General features: G+C 71.8%; 12 protein-coding genes and 2 pseudogenes. 10 read left to right on the top strand and 4 right to left on the bottom strand.

Features of this window, described 5'->3' with window-relative positions; translation table 11 throughout:
• Positions 1 to 104 (bottom strand): annotated as a pseudogene (locus JF597_RS40710) (IS5/IS1182 family transposase); the annotation flags it as partial.
• A 146-nt stretch (positions 105 to 250) separates the two neighbouring features.
• Here JF597_RS40710 and JF597_RS40705 point away from each other — a divergent pair.
• Entirely contained in the window at positions 251 to 1741 is a 1491-nt protein-coding gene (locus JF597_RS40705; RefSeq protein WP_294008588.1) for a cellulose binding domain-containing protein, read from the top strand.
• Between the two features lie 134 nt (positions 1742 to 1875).
• Positions 1876 to 2754: a hypothetical protein gene (locus tag JF597_RS40700; protein WP_294008587.1), complete on the top strand. Its 879-nt coding sequence runs from the start codon at positions 1876 to 1878 to the stop codon at positions 2752 to 2754.
• A 228-nt stretch (positions 2755 to 2982) separates the two neighbouring features.
• On the opposite strand, the gene JF597_RS40695 is transcribed toward JF597_RS40700, so the two are convergent.
• Positions 2983 to 4410 carry a GH1 family beta-glucosidase gene (locus JF597_RS40695; RefSeq protein WP_294008586.1) on the bottom strand — a complete coding sequence of 476 codons (1428 nt, stop codon included), beginning with the start codon at positions 4408 to 4410 and terminating at the stop codon, positions 2983 to 2985.
• Between the two features lie 627 nt (positions 4411 to 5037).
• On the opposite strand from JF597_RS40695, the gene JF597_RS40690 reads away from it, so the two are divergent.
• The 5 genes from JF597_RS40690 (at position 5038) to JF597_RS40670 (ending at position 11409) form a co-directional block, all read left to right on the top strand.
• The gene (locus JF597_RS40690; protein ID WP_294008585.1) at positions 5038 to 6354 is read left to right on the top strand and encodes an extracellular solute-binding protein; all 1317 of its coding nucleotides are present in this window, start codon (positions 5038 to 5040) and stop codon (positions 6352 to 6354) included.
• Positions 6355 to 6565: 211 nt separating this feature from the next.
• Positions 6566 to 7558, top strand: a complete 993-nt coding sequence (locus JF597_RS40685) for a carbohydrate ABC transporter permease (RefSeq protein ID WP_294008584.1) — start codon at positions 6566 to 6568, stop codon at positions 7556 to 7558.
• Positions 7559 to 7572: 14 nt separating this feature from the next.
• Complete coding sequence (locus JF597_RS40680) at positions 7573 to 8493, top strand: carbohydrate ABC transporter permease (protein ID WP_294008583.1); 921 nt, start codon at positions 7573 to 7575, stop codon at positions 8491 to 8493.
• A gap of 306 nt (positions 8494 to 8799) precedes the next feature.
• A complete protein-coding gene (locus JF597_RS40675; protein WP_294008582.1) occupies positions 8800 to 10257 on the top strand; it encodes a GH1 family beta-glucosidase in 1458 nt (485 codons plus the stop codon).
• 96 nt (positions 10258 to 10353) lie between these two features.
• Positions 10354 to 11409 carry a LacI family DNA-binding transcriptional regulator gene (locus JF597_RS40670; RefSeq protein ID WP_294008581.1) on the top strand — a complete coding sequence of 352 codons (1056 nt, stop codon included), beginning with the start codon at positions 10354 to 10356 and terminating at the stop codon, positions 11407 to 11409.
• A gap of 9 nt (positions 11410 to 11418) precedes the next feature.
• Here JF597_RS40670 and JF597_RS40665 read toward each other — a convergent pair whose 3' ends face one another.
• Both JF597_RS40665 and JF597_RS40660 read right to left on the bottom strand, forming a co-directional pair.
• Complete coding sequence (locus JF597_RS40665) at positions 11419 to 12213, bottom strand: SDR family NAD(P)-dependent oxidoreductase (protein ID WP_294008580.1); 795 nt, start codon at positions 12211 to 12213, stop codon at positions 11419 to 11421.
• An 87-nt stretch (positions 12214 to 12300) separates the two neighbouring features.
• Positions 12301 to 12876, bottom strand: a complete 576-nt coding sequence (locus JF597_RS40660) for a TetR/AcrR family transcriptional regulator (RefSeq protein ID WP_294008579.1) — start codon at positions 12874 to 12876, stop codon at positions 12301 to 12303.
• Positions 12877 to 12994: 118 nt separating this feature from the next.
• Here JF597_RS40660 and JF597_RS40655 point away from each other — a divergent pair, with 118 nt between their 5' ends.
• From JF597_RS40655 to JF597_RS40645, 3 genes and pseudogenes are all read left to right on the top strand, one after another.
• On the top strand, positions 12995 to 15709 hold the full coding sequence (locus JF597_RS40655; protein ID WP_294008578.1) for an AAA family ATPase: 2715 nt from the start codon (positions 12995 to 12997) through the stop codon (positions 15707 to 15709).
• A gap of 118 nt (positions 15710 to 15827) precedes the next feature.
• Positions 15828 to 16139, top strand: a pseudogene (locus tag JF597_RS55785) (ATP-binding protein); the annotation flags it as partial.
• The gene (locus JF597_RS40645) at positions 16123 to 16875 is read left to right on the top strand and encodes a helix-turn-helix transcriptional regulator (RefSeq protein WP_366916517.1); all 753 of its coding nucleotides are present in this window, start codon (positions 16123 to 16125) and stop codon (positions 16873 to 16875) included. The pseudogene JF597_RS55785 and the gene JF597_RS40645, both read left to right, overlap by 17 nt.
• The last annotated feature ends 56 nt before the right edge of the window (positions 16876 to 16931 follow it).

The following is a 16931-nucleotide window of genomic DNA, read 5'->3' as shown; positions in this document are numbered from 1 at the left end:
CGTCGGCCACCACCTTGAGGCCGCGATGGCGCCTCCGGCACCACCCGCTGGAACATCTCCCACAACTCGTCCGGCACCAGCCGCTCAACGATCCCTGCCACGATCGGCAGCCTACCCAACCAAATGAGATGACGCCTTAAGCGCACCCTAAGATCCCCAACAGCCGTCCCTATCAGGCCGTTTGTCCGAATCCCGGCCGCTAGCGTGCTGCCGCACCCCACCCCCTTTGGCAGGCGAAGGCAGGCACGGCATGAGCACGCACCGGCGCAGAATCAGCAGCAGGAACAAGGTGATAGGCGGTCTGGTCGCCGCGGCCGTGGTCGGTGGCGGGGCGATCCTGTTCACCGGGATCGCGCAGGCGGCCGGGGTCGGCGCCGCGTACACGAAGACCAGCGACTGGTCGACCGGGTACACCGCCCAGTACGTCGTCACGAACAACAGCGGTGCCCGCGAGCGGGACTGGACGCTGGAGTTCGACCTGCCGGCCGGCGCGAAGCTCAGCTCGCTGTGGAACGCCGAGTACACCGTCAGCGGGCAGCACGTCACCGTGAAGCCGCCGAAGTGGGACACCGACGGCCTCGCGGCCGACGAGTCGGACACCGTCGGCTTCGTGGTCAACGGCAGCGGGGACCCGACCGGCTGCCGTATCGACAACGCGAGCTGTTCGGCGGACGGCACGGCGACGCCGGAGCCGAGCGGCCGCCCGACGCAGACCGCCACCCCGACCGCGACCCCGACCCGGACCGCGACTCCCACGGCCACGGCCTCGACCCCCGCCACCCCCACCGCGACGGCCACCCCCACCCCCACCGCCTCGCCGACCCAGACCACCGGCTCCGGCACCACCGCCTCCGCCGGGTTCGCCCCGTACGTCGACACCTCCCTCTACCCGGCGTTCAACCTCCTCGCGGCCGCGAACGCGACCGGCGTGAAGAACTACAACCTCGCCTTCGTCACCGACGGCGGCGGCTGCACGCCCAAGTGGGGCGGGGTGACGGACCTGGCGAGCGACGGTGTGGCGTCCCAGATCGGCGCGCTGCGCGCCAAGGGCGGTGACGTCCGGGTCTCCTTCGGCGGCGCGTCCGGCTCCGAACTCGCCACCACCTGCTCCTCGGCGGACGCGCTGGCGGCGGCGTACGGCAAGGTCGTGGACGCGTACGGCCTGACCAAGGTCGACTTCGACGTGGAGGGCGGCGCGCTGCCCAACACCACGGCGAACACCAACCGCGCCAAGGCCATCGCCAAGCTCCAGACCGCCCACCCGAACCTGGACGTCTCCTTCACCCTCCCGGTGATGCCCGAGGGCCTCACCCAGGACGGCGTGAACCTGCTCTCCAACGCCAAGGCCAACGGCGTGAAGATCAGCGCCGTCAACATCATGGCGATGGACTACGGCGCCTCGTACAACGGCGACATGGGCACCTATGCCATCCAGGCCGCCACCGCCACCCAGGCCCAGATCAAGAGCGTGCTCGGCCTCTCCGACGCCGCCGCCTGGAAGACGGTCGCCGTCACCCCGATGATCGGCGTCAACGACGTCTCCGCCGAGGTCTTCAAGGTGGACGACGCCGGCCAGCTCGTCGACTTCGCCAAGTCCAAGGGCCTCGGCTGGCTCTCCATGTGGTCGGCCACCCGCGACCAGCAGTGCACCGGCGGCCCCAAGCCCACCGCCGACGCCACCTGCAGCTCGATCACCCAGGACAAGTACGCCTTCTCGAAGGCGTTCGCAGCGATCGGCTGACCCGCCCCGCCAATCCCCCGCCAGGCATAGGCCGGAGGCATGTTCACCCACACGGCTGAACTCACTGCCTCCGGCCCTTTCGCGCACCGCCGCCCCGCTACTTTCCGCACATGGTCAGTTCACCGCATGAGGCGATGCATCAGATCTTCCGCGAGGACCCGGGCCTCTTCGCCCGGGCCCTGCCGCGGGCGGGCATCCCCTTCCCCGAGCCCGTCGCGATCGAGCATCTCGACACCGATCTCACCGAGATCAGGCCACTGGCCCGCCGCGTGGACACCCTGCTGCGCGTCGACACCGCGGAGGAGGGCAGCTTCCTCCTCGTCGTCGAAGCCCAGGGCAAGCCGGACCTGGACAAGTGGAACAGCTGGACGTACTACCTCGCGTATCTCTACGCCAAGTACGCACTGCCCCCGGTCCTGCTGGTCGTCTGCAAGGAGAAGGCCACCGAGGCCTGGGCGGCGGAACCGATCCGGGTCGGGCTGTCCGTCCACACCAGCATGATGGTCTTCCCGCTCGTCCTCGGCCCGGGCAACGTTCCCGCCGTCACCGACCCGGACCAGGCCGCCGAGGACCTGCCGCTCGCCGTCTTCACCGCGCTCGCCCACGCCAAGGATCCGGTACTTCCTGCGATACTGGACGCACTGGCGGCGGCAGTGGTCAACGCCGGCGGCGAGGCAGGGAAACGCTGGGCGGAGTTCACCGAAATCGGTCTGGGAGACACCCGGGCCCGTGCACTGTGGAGGCATCTGATGGCCACCTACACCCCCCGATTCCCCGGCAGCGGCACGCTCATCGAGGAGACCCTCATCGAAGGCGAGACCAGGGGCCGCGCCGAGGGCCGCGCCAAGGGCCGCGCCGAGGACATCCTCCGCATTCTGGACCTGCGGGGCGTCGAGGTGGCCGAGGCGGAGCGGAGCCGGATCACGGACTGCACGGACCTCGCGACCCTGGGTACGTGGTTCGACCGGGCCGTCACCGCCACAAGCGCCCAGGAGCTGTTCGCGGACGAGTGACGACCTCCCTGAAGGCCGGCCCAGAACGCGTCCGGCGGTTGGGGGACCGCTGATCGACGCCTGAGCGTTCTCTGCGAGACGGGCGCGGCACTCCCCTCCGGATGCCGCGCCCCGCTCGACAGCGCCCCGCGCGGAAGCGTCCCGAAGGGGCGCTGGGGGCACCCCCGGCCGAAGGCCGGGGAGGAACTGCGCGAGCAGCCACGACGGCGCCGCGGCCGAACCACGGCGTCAGGCGGCCGCCCCCGTCGCCGGCAACGTGCCCGTGCGGGCCGCCTCCCCGTACCAGCGGGCGCTCGACTTCGGCGTCCGGGTGAGCGTCGCGTAGTCGACGTACACCGCGCCGAACCGCTTCCCGTATCCGTACGCCCACTCGAAGTTGTCCAACAGGGACCACAGGTAGTAGCCGCGCACGTCCGCGCCGTCGGTGATCGCGCGGCGCACCGCCGAGAGGTGGCCGTGCAGGTACGCGATGCGTTCCGGGTCGTGGACCGTGCCGTCCGGGTCGGGCTTGTCGTCGTAGGCCGCGCCGTTCTCGGTGATGTAGAGGGGCAGGCCCGGCGCCTCGCGGGTGTAGCGCATGATCAGCTCGTGCAGGCCCGTCGGGTCGATCGTCCAGCCCATCTCGGTGCGCTCGCCCGGCGTCTGGTGGAAGGCGACGTCGTCGGCGCCGGGCCAGGGGGAGTGGTTGCTCGCGCCGTGGCCGTCCGCCCGCGGACCGCTCGCCCCGCCGGACACCGCCGACACCAGCGCGGGCGTGTAGTAGTTCAGCCCGAGGGCGTCCAGCGGCTGGTTGATCGCGGCAAGGTCGCCGTCGAGGACGTACGACCAGTCCGTCACCGACGCCGTCGCCTCGAACAGCGAGCTCGGATAGGCGCCGTGCAGGATCGGGCCGTGGAAGACGCCGTTGGCCAGGTCGTCGATCTTCCGGACCGCCGCCAGATCGGCCGGACCCTGCGACAGCGGCCGTACCACCGAGGAGTTGAGACTGATCGCGACCTGGTTGCGGGCCGGCATCACCGAGCGCAGCGCCGAGGTGCCCAGGCCGTGCGCGAGGTTGAGGTGGTGCGCGGCGTGCAGGGTGGCCGCCGGGTCGGTACGGCCGGGGGCGTGCACGCCGGAGCCGTAGCCGAGGAAGGCGCTGCACCAGGGCTCGTTGAGGGTGGTCCACTGCTCCACCCGGTCGCCGAGCGCCTCGCCGACGATCCGCGCGTACTCGGCGAACCGGTACGCCGTCTCCCGCTCCGGCCAGCCGCCCGCGTCCTCCAGCTCCTGCGGCAGGTCCCAGTGGTAGAGGGTGATCGCGGGCCTGATGCCCTTCGCCAGCAGCTCGTCGACCAGCCGGCGGTAGAAGTCCAGGCCGACCTGGACCGCCGGACCGCGGCCGGTCGGCTGGACCCGCGGCCAGGAGACCGAGAACCGGTAGGCGTTCAGGCCGAGGTCCGCCATCAGCGCCACGTCGTCGCGGTAGCGGTGGTAGTGGTCGACAGCGATGTCGCCGGTCTCGCCGCCGGCCGTCCTGCCCGGCGTATGGCTGAAGGTGTCCCAGATCGAGGGGGTGCGGCCGTCCTCCCGTACCGCCCCCTCGATCTGGTAGGCGGAGGTCGCGGCGCCCCAGAGGAAGGCGGGAGGAAAACTCTCGGTCGGCGAATCGGGCATGGAAGCGCTCCCATGGTCGGCTTGGCGCCATTATGCATGGGAGCGCTCCCATGGCAAAGGGGACGGCCGGGCTCCAGCGGTTGCGGCACGGGTGCGGCGCGTCCGGTTCCCGGAAGTCCCTTCGGAAAGCCCACCGTTCACCTCTCGGCGGCCCCTCCGCTCGTGCCGCGTCCCGGTCCCGGAAACCCCGAGCGCGCGGTGGTGCGCGGCGAAACTCCCGGGGCGCCGATCGCCGTCGCGCCTGTGACCTGCGTGATTCCTGGATGAGACGGGCTGATGTCGAGCCGGTGAAACCCTCCGGCGCGACACGTTCCCGTGACGTCCGGAACACGCTTAGGCAACAACGCCGTTTTCAAGTCTTGACAGTCGGCCCGACAGGAACCAGTCTTCCGGCATGCCGCGTGGGAGCGGTCCCACGGGTAGCCGGGGAATCTCTCCCGGGTGGCCCGAACCACCCCATGGCCTATCCCTCTGTCGTCACCGCACCTCGTTGACCAGCACCTTTTCACCGCACGCCAAGTGCTGTGGGCCGGCCGCTGCTCGCACCGAGAGGGCAGGTCCGGATCGCCGGTCCCCGGCGGTCTGTTTCCTGAGATCCCGTTCCCCACTGGAACAAGGAGTAGTGGAATGCGCATCACCCGTACCGGTCGTCGCGGCCGCAGAGCGGCGGCCCTGACCACAACGGTCCTGACCGCCTCGGCGCTGCTGCTGACCGGCTGCAGCAGCGGCAGCGGCTCGGACGCCTCGGACTCCAACGGGAACATCACTCTCACGGTCGCGGACTTCGGGCAGTTCGGCTACAAGGAGGCCGACCTGTTCGCGAAGTACCACAAGCTGCACCCGAAGATCACGGTGAAGGAGGAGACCACCGCCAACGAGCAGGACTACTACCCCAAGCTCCTTCAGCAGCTGAACACGGGCAGTGGCCTGGCGGACGTCACCGGCATCGAGGTGGGCCGCATCAAGGAGGTCGTCGACACCCAGGCGGCCAAGTTCACCGACCTGAGCAAGACGATCAACGTGGGCGACTGGGTCTCCTGGAAGGAGAAGCAGGCCACCGCGTCGGACGGCACGGTCATCGGCGCCGGCACCGACATCGGCCCGATGTCCCTGTGCTACCGCCGGGACCTCTTCCAGAAGGCGGGTCTGCCCACCGACCGCGACGCGGTCGCCAAGGCCGTCGCCGGCGGCTGGGAGGACTACCTCAAGCTCGGCGAGCAGTACAAGAAGAAGGCCCCGTCCGGCACCTACTTCATGGACTCCGCGAGCGCGATGTACAACGCGGTCGTCAGCTCCTCGGCGCAGCAGTACTACGACGCCTCCGGCAAGCCGATCTACAAGGACAGCCCCTCCGTGCAGCAGGGCTGGAACCTGGCCGCCGAGGCCGCGTCGAAGAAGCTGACCCATGGTCTGGCGCAGTTCACCGACGCCTGGACGGCGGCGCTGCGCAAGGGCAGCGTGGCGACCGTGGCCTGCCCCGCCTGGATGGCCGGGCAGATCTCCACCAACTCCGGTGACGCCTTCAAGGGCAAGTGGGACATAGCCAAGGCCCCCGGCTCGACCGCGGCCAACTGGGGCGGCTCCTTCCTCGCCGTGCCCAAGAGCGGCAAGCACGCCAAGGAGGCCGCCGAGCTCGTCAAGTGGCTGACCGCCCCGGAGCAGCAGGCCGAGGTGTTCAAGGCGATCGGCGTCTTCCCGTCGAACCAGGGCGCCTATGACCTGCCCGGCGTGAAGAACGCGACGCTCCCGTACTTCAACAACGCGCCGATCGGCCAGATCTACGCCGACGAGGCCAAGACCATCCCCGAGGCGGTGCTCGGCCCGAAGGACGCGACGATCAAGGACACCATCTCCACGCAGATCAACAACATGGAGCAGCGGGGCACCAAGCCCGCCGACGCGTGGAAGGCCGCGACCGACGCGATCGACAAGGTGATCGGCTGACGACCCGCGGTGCGGGCGGCCCCGCCGGCCGCCCGCACCGCGCCCTGTGCCGTACGAGGTTCCGGTGCCCGGCGCGTGGGTAGGGCGCGCCGGACACCGGCGCGCCGCGTCTCCCGGCCGGGTCCGGTGCGGTGGCAGACCCCGACGTCGCCGGCCCCGCCCCGTCCCGCCCCTGTTCCCCGGCCGAATCCCCCCAGGAAGGAAATCCCCCGTGGCAACGACGACACCCACACGGGGTGCCCCCACCCCGCCCGCCGGCGGCTCCGGTGCCGTGCCGAACGGACGCGGTACCTGGCGCAGCCGGCTGTGGCGCCTCGACGACCTCGCGTCCCCGTACGCGTACATCGCTCCGTTCTTCCTCGTCTTCGGTGCCTTCGGGCTCTACCCGCTCCTCTACACGGGCTGGATCGCCCTGCACCGGGTGGAGATGACGAGTCTCAGCACCTCGGAGTGGGTCGGCTTCGACAACTTCACCAGGATCCTCCAGGACTCGGAGTTCTGGACGGCCGTCACCAACACCTTCCTGATCGGCGTCATCTCGACCGTCCCGCAGCTGCTCGTGGCCCTCGGCCTCGCCCACCTGCTCAACTACAAGCTGCGCGCCAGCACGTTCTGGCGGACGGTCGTCCTCACCCCGTACGCCACCTCGGTGGCGACCGCGGCCCTGGTCTTCGCCCTGGTCTTCCGGGCCGACGGCGGCATCCTCAACTGGGTGCTGCACTTCGTCGGCATCGGCAACACCGACTGGGGCAACGGCGAATGGACCTCGAAGATCGCCATCTCGGTGATCGTGATCTGGCGCTGGACCGGCTACAACGCGCTGATCTACCTGGCGGCCATGCAGGCCGTGCCCACCGACCTGTACGAGGCCGCCTCCATCGACGGGGCGACGCGCTGGCAGCAGTTCCGCAAGGTGACCATCCCCTCGCTGCGGCCGACGATCCTGTTCACCATCGTCATCTCGACGATCGGCTCCATGCAGCTGTTCGGTGAGCCGCTGCTGCTCCAGGGCGGCACGCTCGGCTCCACCGGCGGCAACGAGCACCAGTACGAAACCCTCAGCATCTACCTCTACAACTACGGCTGGAAGCTGGGGCATCTCGGTCCGGCCGCGGCGGTGGCCTGGGCCATGCTCGCCCTGCTGCTGCTCATCGCCCTGATCAACCTGATCGTCGGCCGGTTCCTGCGCAAGAGCGCGGCCTGACGGGAGCGACATCGATGACCACGACCAGCCCCACCAACACCGCGCCGGGCCTCGACCCGGTGCCGCCGGTCGCCTCCCCGGCCAGGAACCGCGTCCGTCTCAAGCTCGGCGCCGGGCAGCAGCTCAAGGGCGGCCCCCTCACCTATCTGGCCCTGATCGTCGTCGGCCTGGGCTCGATCTTCCCGCTGTACTGGACGCTGGTGGCCGCCTCGCACGACCAGCAGCGGGTCCTCGACAGCCCACCGCCGCTGCTGCCCGGCGGCAGGCTGTGGAGCAACCTCCAGACCGCCTGGGAACAGGCCCATCTGGGCAAGGCCATCGTCAACAGCGTGATCGTGGCGGGTTGCATCACCGCGGCCACCCTGTTCTTCTGCACGCTGGCCGGCTACGCCTTCGCCAAGATGCGGTTCCGCGGCCGGGGCGCCCTGATGACCGCGGTCATCGCCACCCTGACGATCCCGCCGCAGCTCAGCGTGGTCCCGCTGTTCATGATGATGGCGGACATCGGCTGGGGCGGAAAGCTGGAGTCGGTGATCTTCCCGACCCTGGTCGGCGCCTTCGGTGTCTTCTTCATGCGCCAGTACCTGCTGGAGGCCCTGCCCTACGAACTCATCGAGGCCGCCAAGGTGGACGGCGCGACCAACATCCGCATCGTGTGGAACGTGGTCCTGCCCGCCGCCCGGCCCGCGATGATGGTGCTCGGCATGCTCACCTTCGTCCAGGCCTGGAACGACTTCTTCTGGCCCTTCCTCGCCCTGAGTCAGGACAATCCCACCCTCCAGGTGGCGCTCGGACAGCTCAGCGCCTCTTACACCCCCGACCAGAGCATCGTGATGGCCGGCGCGCTGATCAGCACCCTGCCGCTGCTCCTCGTCTTCGTGATCTTCGGCAAGCAGATCGTCGGAGGCATCATGGCGGGCGCCGTCAAGGGCTGACGCCGGGCGGACCGCCCGGCCCGTCACCGGCGGTCCGCCCCACCGCGTCCGGGGGCCCGTCCCGCCGCGTCCGGAATCCGTCCCGCCGCGTTCCGGCGGTCCGCCCCGGTCCTCGTGGCACCCCGCGCGGTCCGCCGCCGGGTTCGGGTCCCCGCCCCTGGCGCGGGCCCGCACCCGGCAGGTGCCCGCGTGCGACCCGGCCGCCGCTCCCCGGCAGCGGGACCGTGTCCGACCCCCTTCTCTCCTTCTCCGCTTCGCCCCTTCTCCTTTCCCCCCTTCTCCACGCCACTTCGGGAGCGTTCTCAGATGACCGCCGTACGAACCGAGACCACTGCCCAGTCGGCCTCTCACACCTCCTTCCCGCCCGGCTTCGTCTGGGGGGCCGCCACCGCCGCGTACCAGGTGGAGGGCGCCGCCGCCGAGGACGGTCGTACGCCGTCGATCTGGGACACCTTCAGCCACACCCCCGGGAAGGTCCGCAACGGCGACACCGGTGACATCGCCGCCGACCACTACCACCGGTACAAGGACGACGTGGCGCTGATGAAGGACCTCGGCCTCAAGGCCTACCGGTTCTCCGTCTCCTGGTCCCGGGTGCAGCCCACCGGACGGGGGCCCGCCGTCGAGCGCGGCCTGGACTTCTACCGGCGGCTCACCGACGAGCTCCTCGAAGCGGGCATCACCCCGGTCGCCACCCTCTACCACTGGGACCTGCCCCAGGAGCTGGAGGACGCGGGCGGCTGGCCGCAGCGGGACACCGCGCACCGCTTCGCCGACTACGCCGAGATCATGGCCCGCGCCCTGGGCGACCGCGTCGGGGTGTGGACCACCCTCAACGAGCCCTGGTGCAGCGCCTTCCTGGGCTACGGCTCCGGCGTGCACGCCCCGGGACGCACCGACCCGGCCGCCACCCTGCGCGCCGCGCACCACCTCAACCTGGCCCACGGGCTGGCGATCGGGGCACTGCGGGAGAACCTGCCGTCGACCGCGCAGACCTCCCTCACCCTCAACCTGCACGAGGTGCGCCCGCTGACCGGCAGCGCCGCGGACGCCGAGGCGGCCCGCCGTATCGACGCGGTCGGCAACCGGATCTTCACCGGCCCGATCCTGGACGGCGCCTACCCCGAGGACCTGCTCGCCGACACCGCGCACCTGGTGGACTGGGCGGAGCTGGTGCACGACGGCGACCTGGCCGAGATCTCCCGCCCGATCGACCTGCTCGGCGTCAACTACTACTCCCCGACCGTGGTCTCCGCGGCCGTCGAGGGCGGCGCCGGCACCCGCAACGACGGCCACGGCGCGAGCGACCACTCCCCGTGGACGGGCGCCGACGACGTCACCTTCCACCTGGCCAACGACCAGCTCACCGCCATGAACTGGGCGATCGACGCGAGCGGACTGCACACCCTGCTGACCGGCCTGGCCGCCTCGCACCCGGGGCTGCCGCTGATGGTCACCGAGAACGGTGCCGCCTTCGACGACTACGTCTCGCCTGAGGGCCGGGTGAACGACCCGCAGCGCATCGCCTACCTCCACTCCCACCTGGACGCCGTCCGGCAGGCCGTCGCCGACGGAGCGGACGTGCGCGGCTACTTCCTGTGGTCGCTGCTGGACAACTTCGAGTGGTCCTACGGCTACTCCAAGCGCTTCGGTGCCGTCTACGTCGACTACGGCACCCAGCGTCGCATCCCCAAGGCGAGCGCACACTGGTACGCGGAGGTGATCCGCCGGAACGCGCTGCCGAGCGCCGGTGAGCAGGGCTGACCCGGTACGGCCCCGGGGGCGTAACGGGGCCCGGAGCGCCCGGGTCCCGGCTGTTACATTTCCTGGCCTGAGGGCTGCGAACGGAAGGCGGCGACCATGACGGTCAAGGGTGAGCGGGGCCGGGGTACTCGGCGGCCGACCCTGGAGGAGGTCGCCGCCCGGGCCGGCGTGGGCCGCGGCACCGTGTCACGGGTGATCAACGGCTCGCCCCGGGTCAGCGACGCGACCCGCGCGGCCGTGGAGGCGGCCGTCAACGAACTCGGCTACGTCCCCAACACCGCCGCCCGTGCGCTGGCCGCCAACCGCACGGACGCGATCGCGCTGGTCGTTCCCGAGCCCGAGACGCGGTTCTTCGCGGAGCCGTACTTCTCCGACATGCTCAGCGGTGTCGGTGCCGAACTCTCCGAGACCGAGATGCAGTTGCTGCTGATCTTCGCGGGCAGCGACCGCGAGCGGCGCCGGCTCGCGCAGTACCTGGCCGCGCACCGGGTGGACGGGGTGCTGCTGGTGTCCGTGCACGCCGACGACCCGCTGCCCGACCTGCTCGCCCAGCTGGAGATCCCGGCCGTGATCAGCGGCCCGCGCTCGGCGGAGGAGACGCTGACCTCGGTGGACTCCGACAACTACGGCGGCGCCCGATCGGCCGTGGAGCACCTGCTGTCCCGCGGCCGCCGCACGGTCGCCCACATCACCGGCCGGCTCGACGTGTACGGAGCCCAGCGCCGCGTCGACGGCTACCGCGACGCCCTGCGCGACGCGGGCCGTCAGCCCGACGAACTCCTCATCGAGCCGGGCGACTTCACCGAGGAGGGCGGCCGGCGGGCGATGGCCCGGCTGCTGGAGCGCGAGCCCCGTCTCGACGCCGTGTTCGCCGGCTCCGACGTGATGGCGGCGGGCGCCCGCCAGGTACTGCGGGTGGCGGGCCGCCGTATCCCCGAGGACGTGGCGCTGGTCGGGTACGACGACTCGGCCATCGCCCGCCACATGGACCCGCCGCTCACCAGCGTCCGGCAGCCGATCGAGGAGATGGGCCGCGCGATGATCGACCTGCTGCTGGCCGAGATCGCCGACCGGCGTCCGGCCACCGCCCGCGGGCTGGAGCGCCGGCACGCGGTGCTGCCGACGGCGCTGGTGGCCCGGGCCTCCTCCTAGTCGGCGTTCTCAGAGCGTCTTGGTCTGGCCGCCGTCGACGAGGGTCTCCGTGCCGGTGATGTTGGCGGCCAGGGGGGAGGCCAGGAACAGGGTGAGGTCGGCGATCTCGCCCGCCTCGCTGATCCGTCCGGACGTGATGCCCATGCTCTGCGGCACGATGACGTCCAGCGCCTCCTGCGCGGTGGTCCCGGCGGCCGCGGCGGTGGCGTCGGCGAAGCCGCCCGGCGCGGTCCAGAACGGTGTGCGGACCGGGCCCGGGGCGATGGCGTTGACGCGCACGCCCTGCGGCGCGAACTCCTCCGACAGGGACTTGTTCAGGTTGGTCAGTGCGGCCTTGGCCGCCGAGTAGTCGACCACCATGGGGAGGGGCAGCCGGGCGTTGATCGAGCTGATGTTCACGATGGCCGCGTCACCCGCCGCGACCAGATGGGGGAGGGCGGCGCGGGTGGTGCGGACGGCGCTGAAGAAGGTCAGGTCGAAGATCCGCTGCCAGCCGGCGTCGTCGATCGTGAGGAACGACTCGCGGGGTTCGGCGGCGCCGAGGTTGTTGACCAGGATGTCCAGGCGCCCGTGGCGCTCCACGGCCCGCTGGACCAGGGTCTCCGCGCCCGCGGTGGTGGACAGGTCGCCCGGTACGAACGTGACGTCGTGGCCGGCCACCAGGGCGTCCAGTTCGGGGGTGGAGGTGCGGCTGCCGGCCACGACCTTGACCCCCTCGCGGGCCAGCCTCTCGACGACGGCCAGACCGATGCCCTTGCTGGCTCCGGTGACGACGGCGACCTTGTCCTTGAGGTGCAGTTCCATGACGGTTCCTTTCTGGATTGATCAATACACAATTACGGTACGGCTTGCCGCAGGTGCGGGCACGGTGAGGCGGGGCGCCCGTGGCGGTCAGTCCAGCGCGCGCATCGCGACGGACAGGGCGTCCTCCGTGAACTCCCTCCCCGTGCGCGCCTGGCCGACGATCCGGATCCCCTGGATGAACGTGGTGAGGAAGCGGGCCAGCTTCCTCGGGTCCTTGTCCGGGGAGATCTCGCCCCGCACCTGCGCCTGCTCCAAGGCCCCGGCGAGCTGGGACTCGACCTGCCGGACGGCGGCGGTGACGCGTTCCGCCGCCGCGGGCTGCTCGCCGCACTGGGTGGAGGCGCTGACCACGAGGCAGCCGCGGGAGGGCTCGGCCAGGTCCGCCTCGATCATGGAGGTGAGCACCTTGCGGACCGCGGGCCGGATCTCGGTCGTCCCGTCCAGGGTCTTCTCCAGGTCGCTGCCCTGGAGGGAGGTGTAACGCTCCAGGCAGCGGACGTAGAGCTGTTCCTTCGAGCCGAAGGCCGCGTAGAAACTGCCGCTGCCTATGGACAGCTCCTGCAGCAGGTCCTGCAGCGACGTCTCGGCGTAGCCGCGGCGCCAGAACAGGTCCGTGGCGCGGTCTATCGCCCGGTCGACGTCGAACTCCCTGGTGCGTGCCATGCCGCAAGAGTAGCCGACTTTTTGGAATGGTCAATCCACAATGAGGGGTCCGGCCTCGGGGCAGTACCCTGAGCCTCCAGACAGACCGAGTCCGGGGGACCCGGCTGATGGGGGGAACGTGGAGCTCGTCGGTCGGGACGATCAGCTGGATCTGCTGCGCCGGCTGCTGGCCGAGCCGCGGAGCCACGGAAGCGCGGTGCTGGTCCGCGGGGCGCCCGGCATCGGGAAGACGGCGTTGCTCGCGGAGACCGCCGCCCTCGCCGAGGGACTCGGCCACCGGGTCCTGCGCACCAGCGGGGTCGAGGCCGAGAGCGACATCCCCTACGCCGGTCTGCAACTCGTCCTGCGCCCGTTGGCCGCGGGAGCCGCCGAGCTCGCCGTGCCGCACCGGCAGGCGCTGGACGCCGCTCTCGGGCACGCCGAGGCCGGTGTTCCCGACGTCTTCCTCGTCGGCCTGGCCGTGCTCAACCTCCTGGCCGACGCGGCCGCGGCCGTGCCGGTGCTGCTCCTGGTCGACGACGTCCAGTGGCTCGACGACGCCACCGCCAGTGTCCTGGCCTTCGTGGCCCGCCGGGTCGGTACGGAGCCGGTGGTCATCGTGGGAGCCGCACGCGAGGGCTACCGGTCGCGCCTGAACTCCGACGAGCTCACCTCCGTGACCCTGGGCCCGCTCACGGACGGCCAGGCCGCGGAACTCCTGGCGGACCGCGCCCCGGACCTGCGGCCGACCGCGCATCGCCGGCTGCTGGCCGAGGCCGCCGGGAACCCCCTGGCCCTGACCGAACTCTCCCGCACACTCGGGTCGTCGGCCGATCCGCACATGTCCCAGCTGCCGCTCACCGAGCGGCTCGAACGGGCCTTCACCGACCGCCTGGAGACCCTGCCCGACATCACCCGCAGTCTGCTGCGGATCGCGGCCCTCAACGACAGCTCGTCGCTCCCCGAGACCTACCGCGCGACCCGGCTGTTCACCGGCGCCACGGCCGGACCCGCGGAACTCGACCCGGCGGTGCGCGCCCGGCTCGTCCAGGTCGTCGGCGGCGAACTGCGGTTCGGGCACCCGCTGATGCGGTCGGCGATCCACCAGACCATGCCCACCGGCGTCCGCCACGCCGCACACGCCGCCCTCGCCGCCGTGCTCTGGGAACACCCGGACCGGCAGCTGCGGCACCGGGCCGCCGCCGCCGACGACCCGGACGAGACGGTCGCCGCCGCGTTGGAGGAGGCCGCGCACCGGGCCGCACGCCGCGGCGGCATCGCGGCGGCCGTCACGGCCCTCGAACAGGCCGCCGCGCTCAGCGAGGACGCCGACCGGCGCGCCGAACGGCTGCTGCGCGCCGCCGACTTCGCCGTCGAACTCGGCCGGCCCGAGACCGTGACCCGGCTGCTTGACCAGGCGCTCACCGGGCCGCTGTCGCGACGGCAGCACGCCACCGTCGTCTGGCTGCGCGGCAGCTTCGACGAGGGACTGCACAGCCACGCGTCAGGCGCCAACTCCCTGACGGCACTCGCCGAGGAGATGGCCGCGGAGGACCGTGCGCTCGCGCTGCGGATCCTGTGGAGCGCGGCGCAGCTGTGCTTCTGGTCCGATCCGGGTCCGGAGGCGCGCCGCACGGTCCTGCGGGCCGTGGAAGGGCTGGAGCTCGACGAACTCGATCCGTGGCGGCTGGCCATCTGCGCCTACGCCGCACCGGTCGACCGCGGGACCTTCGTCCTGGAACGCGCCCGGCACGTCGCCCTGAAGGAGGGCGACGACGGCCGCGCCTACCGCATGCTCAGCACCGCCGCGCTCCTCGTCGGCGGCTTCGACCTCGCGCGGGCGTTCTCGGCGGCCGGCGGCGCGCCGCTGCGTGCCCAGGGACGCCTCGGGCTGCTGGCCCGGACGGTCGGCGCGGACGCGTGGAGCGCTCTCGTGGTCGGCGACCTCGGCGCGGCGATCGCCGCCACCGAGGAGTCACGGAGGCTGGCGCGCGAGACCAGCCAGACGATGATGTACGCGCTGATGACCGCCACCGCCGCCAAACTGGCCGCGCTGCGCGGGGAGGTGGATGCCGCCCTGGCGCTGGCCGAGGAGGCGGAGGAGCTCGGTCTGCCGGCCGGGGCCCGTCCGGTGCTGGCCACCGCGTCGACGGCACGCGGACTGGCCGCGCTGGGCGCGGGGCGGTTCGAGGAGGCCTTCGGCCGGCTGCGCCGGCTGCACGATCCGGCGGACCCCGCGTTCCAGGTCGCCCTGCGGCTGACGGTCGTGGGTGACCTCGTCGACGCGGCGGCGCACTGCGGGCGGCTGGAGGCCGTGCTCCCGGTCGTAACGGAGCTGGAGGAGATCGCCACGGTGACCTCCGCGCCGGTGCTGCACGCCGAACTGCGCCTGGTCCGGGCACTGCTGGCCGCCGACGAGGACGCCGACCCGCTCTTCACGGCCGCGCTCACCGCCGGCCTCGGCGCCTGGCCGCTGCTCAGGGCCCGTACCCACCTGGCGTACGGGGAGTGGCTGCGGCGCCGGCGGCGCAGCGTCGAGTCCCGCGACCACCTCCGTGCCGCCCGCGACATGTTCGACGCGCTCGGCGCCATCCCCTGGGGGGAGCGGGCCCGCCGGGAGCTGCGCGCCGCGGGCGAGACCAGCCGCCGCCGGGCCCCGGACGCCCGGGACCGGCTGACCGCCCACGAACTGCAGATCGTCCAGCTCGCCGCCGAGGGCCTGACGAACCGCGAGATAGGCCAGCGGCTCTACCTCTCGCACCGTACCGTCAGCTCGCACCTGCACCGGATCTTCCCCAAGCTGGGCGTGGCCTCGCGCGCCGAGCTGCGGACGGTGGTCAGCGCACTGCGCTGACCGGCACACCACCGTCACATGACGCTCGCTTCCGGCAGCGCGGCCTTCCTAGCGTTCCTCAGGTCAGGACGTCGACTGCCAGGTCGGCTGTCAGGGCATCGACAAGGGGAGCGGTCCCATGGTGTGGAACGGCGTCCAGCAGGCATCCGGGCCGCCGATGGTCGGCCGCCACGCCGAGCGCGAAGCCATCGGGCGGCTGCTCGACGCGGTGCGCGACGGCTTCAGCGGAGTTCTGGTCCTGACCGGCGAACCGGGGATCGGCAAGACCCGGCTCCTCGAGTACGCCGCGGAGCGGGCCGCGGAATTGCGCGTGGTCCGGCTGACCGCGGTCGAGTCCGAGACCGGTCTCGGCTTCGGCGCGCTGCACCGGCTGCTGCGGCCGTTCCTGGGCGGCGGTGCGGCAGGCCGCGGAGATGAGGAGCATGGGCCACGGCGTGCTCCAGCTGATGGCGCAGCACGCGCTGGCCCTGTTCGAGCTGGGGCAGGGCCACTACCGGCAGGCGCTGAAGCACGCGCGGGCCGTTTTCGAGGAGGACCCTCCGACCTGCGGCAACATCGTTCTGCCGCTGCTCATCGAGGCCGGCGTGCGCACCGGCGACCGGGCCGGCGTGCGCGGAGCCCTGTCCCGGCTGGAGGAACGGGCCCCGCTCGCCGGTACCCCCTGGGCGCTGGGCGGCCTGGCCCTCGGCCGGGCCCTGACGGCCGAGGGCGACGACGCCCGGAAGTTCTACGAGGAGTCCGTCGACCTGCTCGGGCAGGGGCCGCTGGCCCTGGAACTGGCCCGGACCCGGCTCCTGTTCGGCGAGTGGTTGCGCCGCCGCAAGCGGCGATCCGATGCCAGGAAGCAACTGCGCGCCGCCTACGAGGGCTTCGACGCCTTCGGCGCGGTGCCGTACGCCGAGCGGGCCCGCACCGAGCTGCTGGCCACCGGCGAGAAAGCCCGCAGGCGGACCGAGGAGACCAGGTTCGATCTCACCCCCAGAGAACGGCAGGTGGCCTCGATGGCTGCCGCGGAGCTGACCAACACGGAGATCGCGACGCGGCTGTTCGTCACCGCCTCGACCGTCGAGTTCCATCTGAACAAGGTGTTCCGCAAGCTCGGCATCACCTCCCGGAAGCAGATCCCGCGCGCGATCGGCGAACCGGGCCCGGCGACCGAGGACTGACCCCGGAGGAACCGGCTGAGGCGCCCGCCGTCCGGGCCGCGACGCGAGTTCGGCGG

This window comes from Streptomyces sp. (genome assembly GCF_019510245.1).
GTDB lineage: Bacteria > Actinomycetota > Actinomycetes > Streptomycetales > Streptomycetaceae > Streptomyces.
Note: the sequence above shows the minus strand (reverse complement) of the source record. Positions and strands in the feature narration are given on the sequence as shown.

Excerpts from the sequence above, each read along its gene's own strand:
- JF597_RS40705 (WP_294008588.1), top strand. The coding sequence starts at position 251 with ATGAGCACGCACCGGCGCAGAATCAGCAGCAGGAACAAGGTGATAGGC.
- JF597_RS40700 (WP_294008587.1), top strand. The coding sequence starts at position 1,876 with ATGCATCAGATCTTCCGCGAGGACCCGGGCCTCTTCGCCCGGGCCCTG.
- JF597_RS40695 (WP_294008586.1), bottom strand. The coding sequence starts at position 4,410 with ATGCCCGATTCGCCGACCGAGAGTTTTCCTCCCGCCTTCCTCTGGGGC.
- JF597_RS40690 (WP_294008585.1), top strand. The coding sequence starts at position 5,038 with ATGCGCATCACCCGTACCGGTCGTCGCGGCCGCAGAGCGGCGGCCCTG.
- JF597_RS40680 (WP_294008583.1), top strand. The coding sequence starts at position 7,573 with ATGACCACGACCAGCCCCACCAACACCGCGCCGGGCCTCGACCCGGTG.
- JF597_RS40675 (WP_294008582.1), top strand. The coding sequence starts at position 8,800 with ATGACCGCCGTACGAACCGAGACCACTGCCCAGTCGGCCTCTCACACC.
- JF597_RS40670 (WP_294008581.1), top strand. The coding sequence starts at position 10,354 with ATGACGGTCAAGGGTGAGCGGGGCCGGGGTACTCGGCGGCCGACCCTG.
- JF597_RS40665 (WP_294008580.1), bottom strand. The coding sequence starts at position 12,213 with ATGGAACTGCACCTCAAGGACAAGGTCGCCGTCGTCACCGGAGCCAGC.
- JF597_RS40660 (WP_294008579.1), bottom strand. The coding sequence starts at position 12,876 with ATGGCACGCACCAGGGAGTTCGACGTCGACCGGGCGATAGACCGCGCC.
- JF597_RS40645 (WP_366916517.1), top strand. The coding sequence starts at position 16,123 with ATGAGGAGCATGGGCCACGGCGTGCTCCAGCTGATGGCGCAGCACGCG.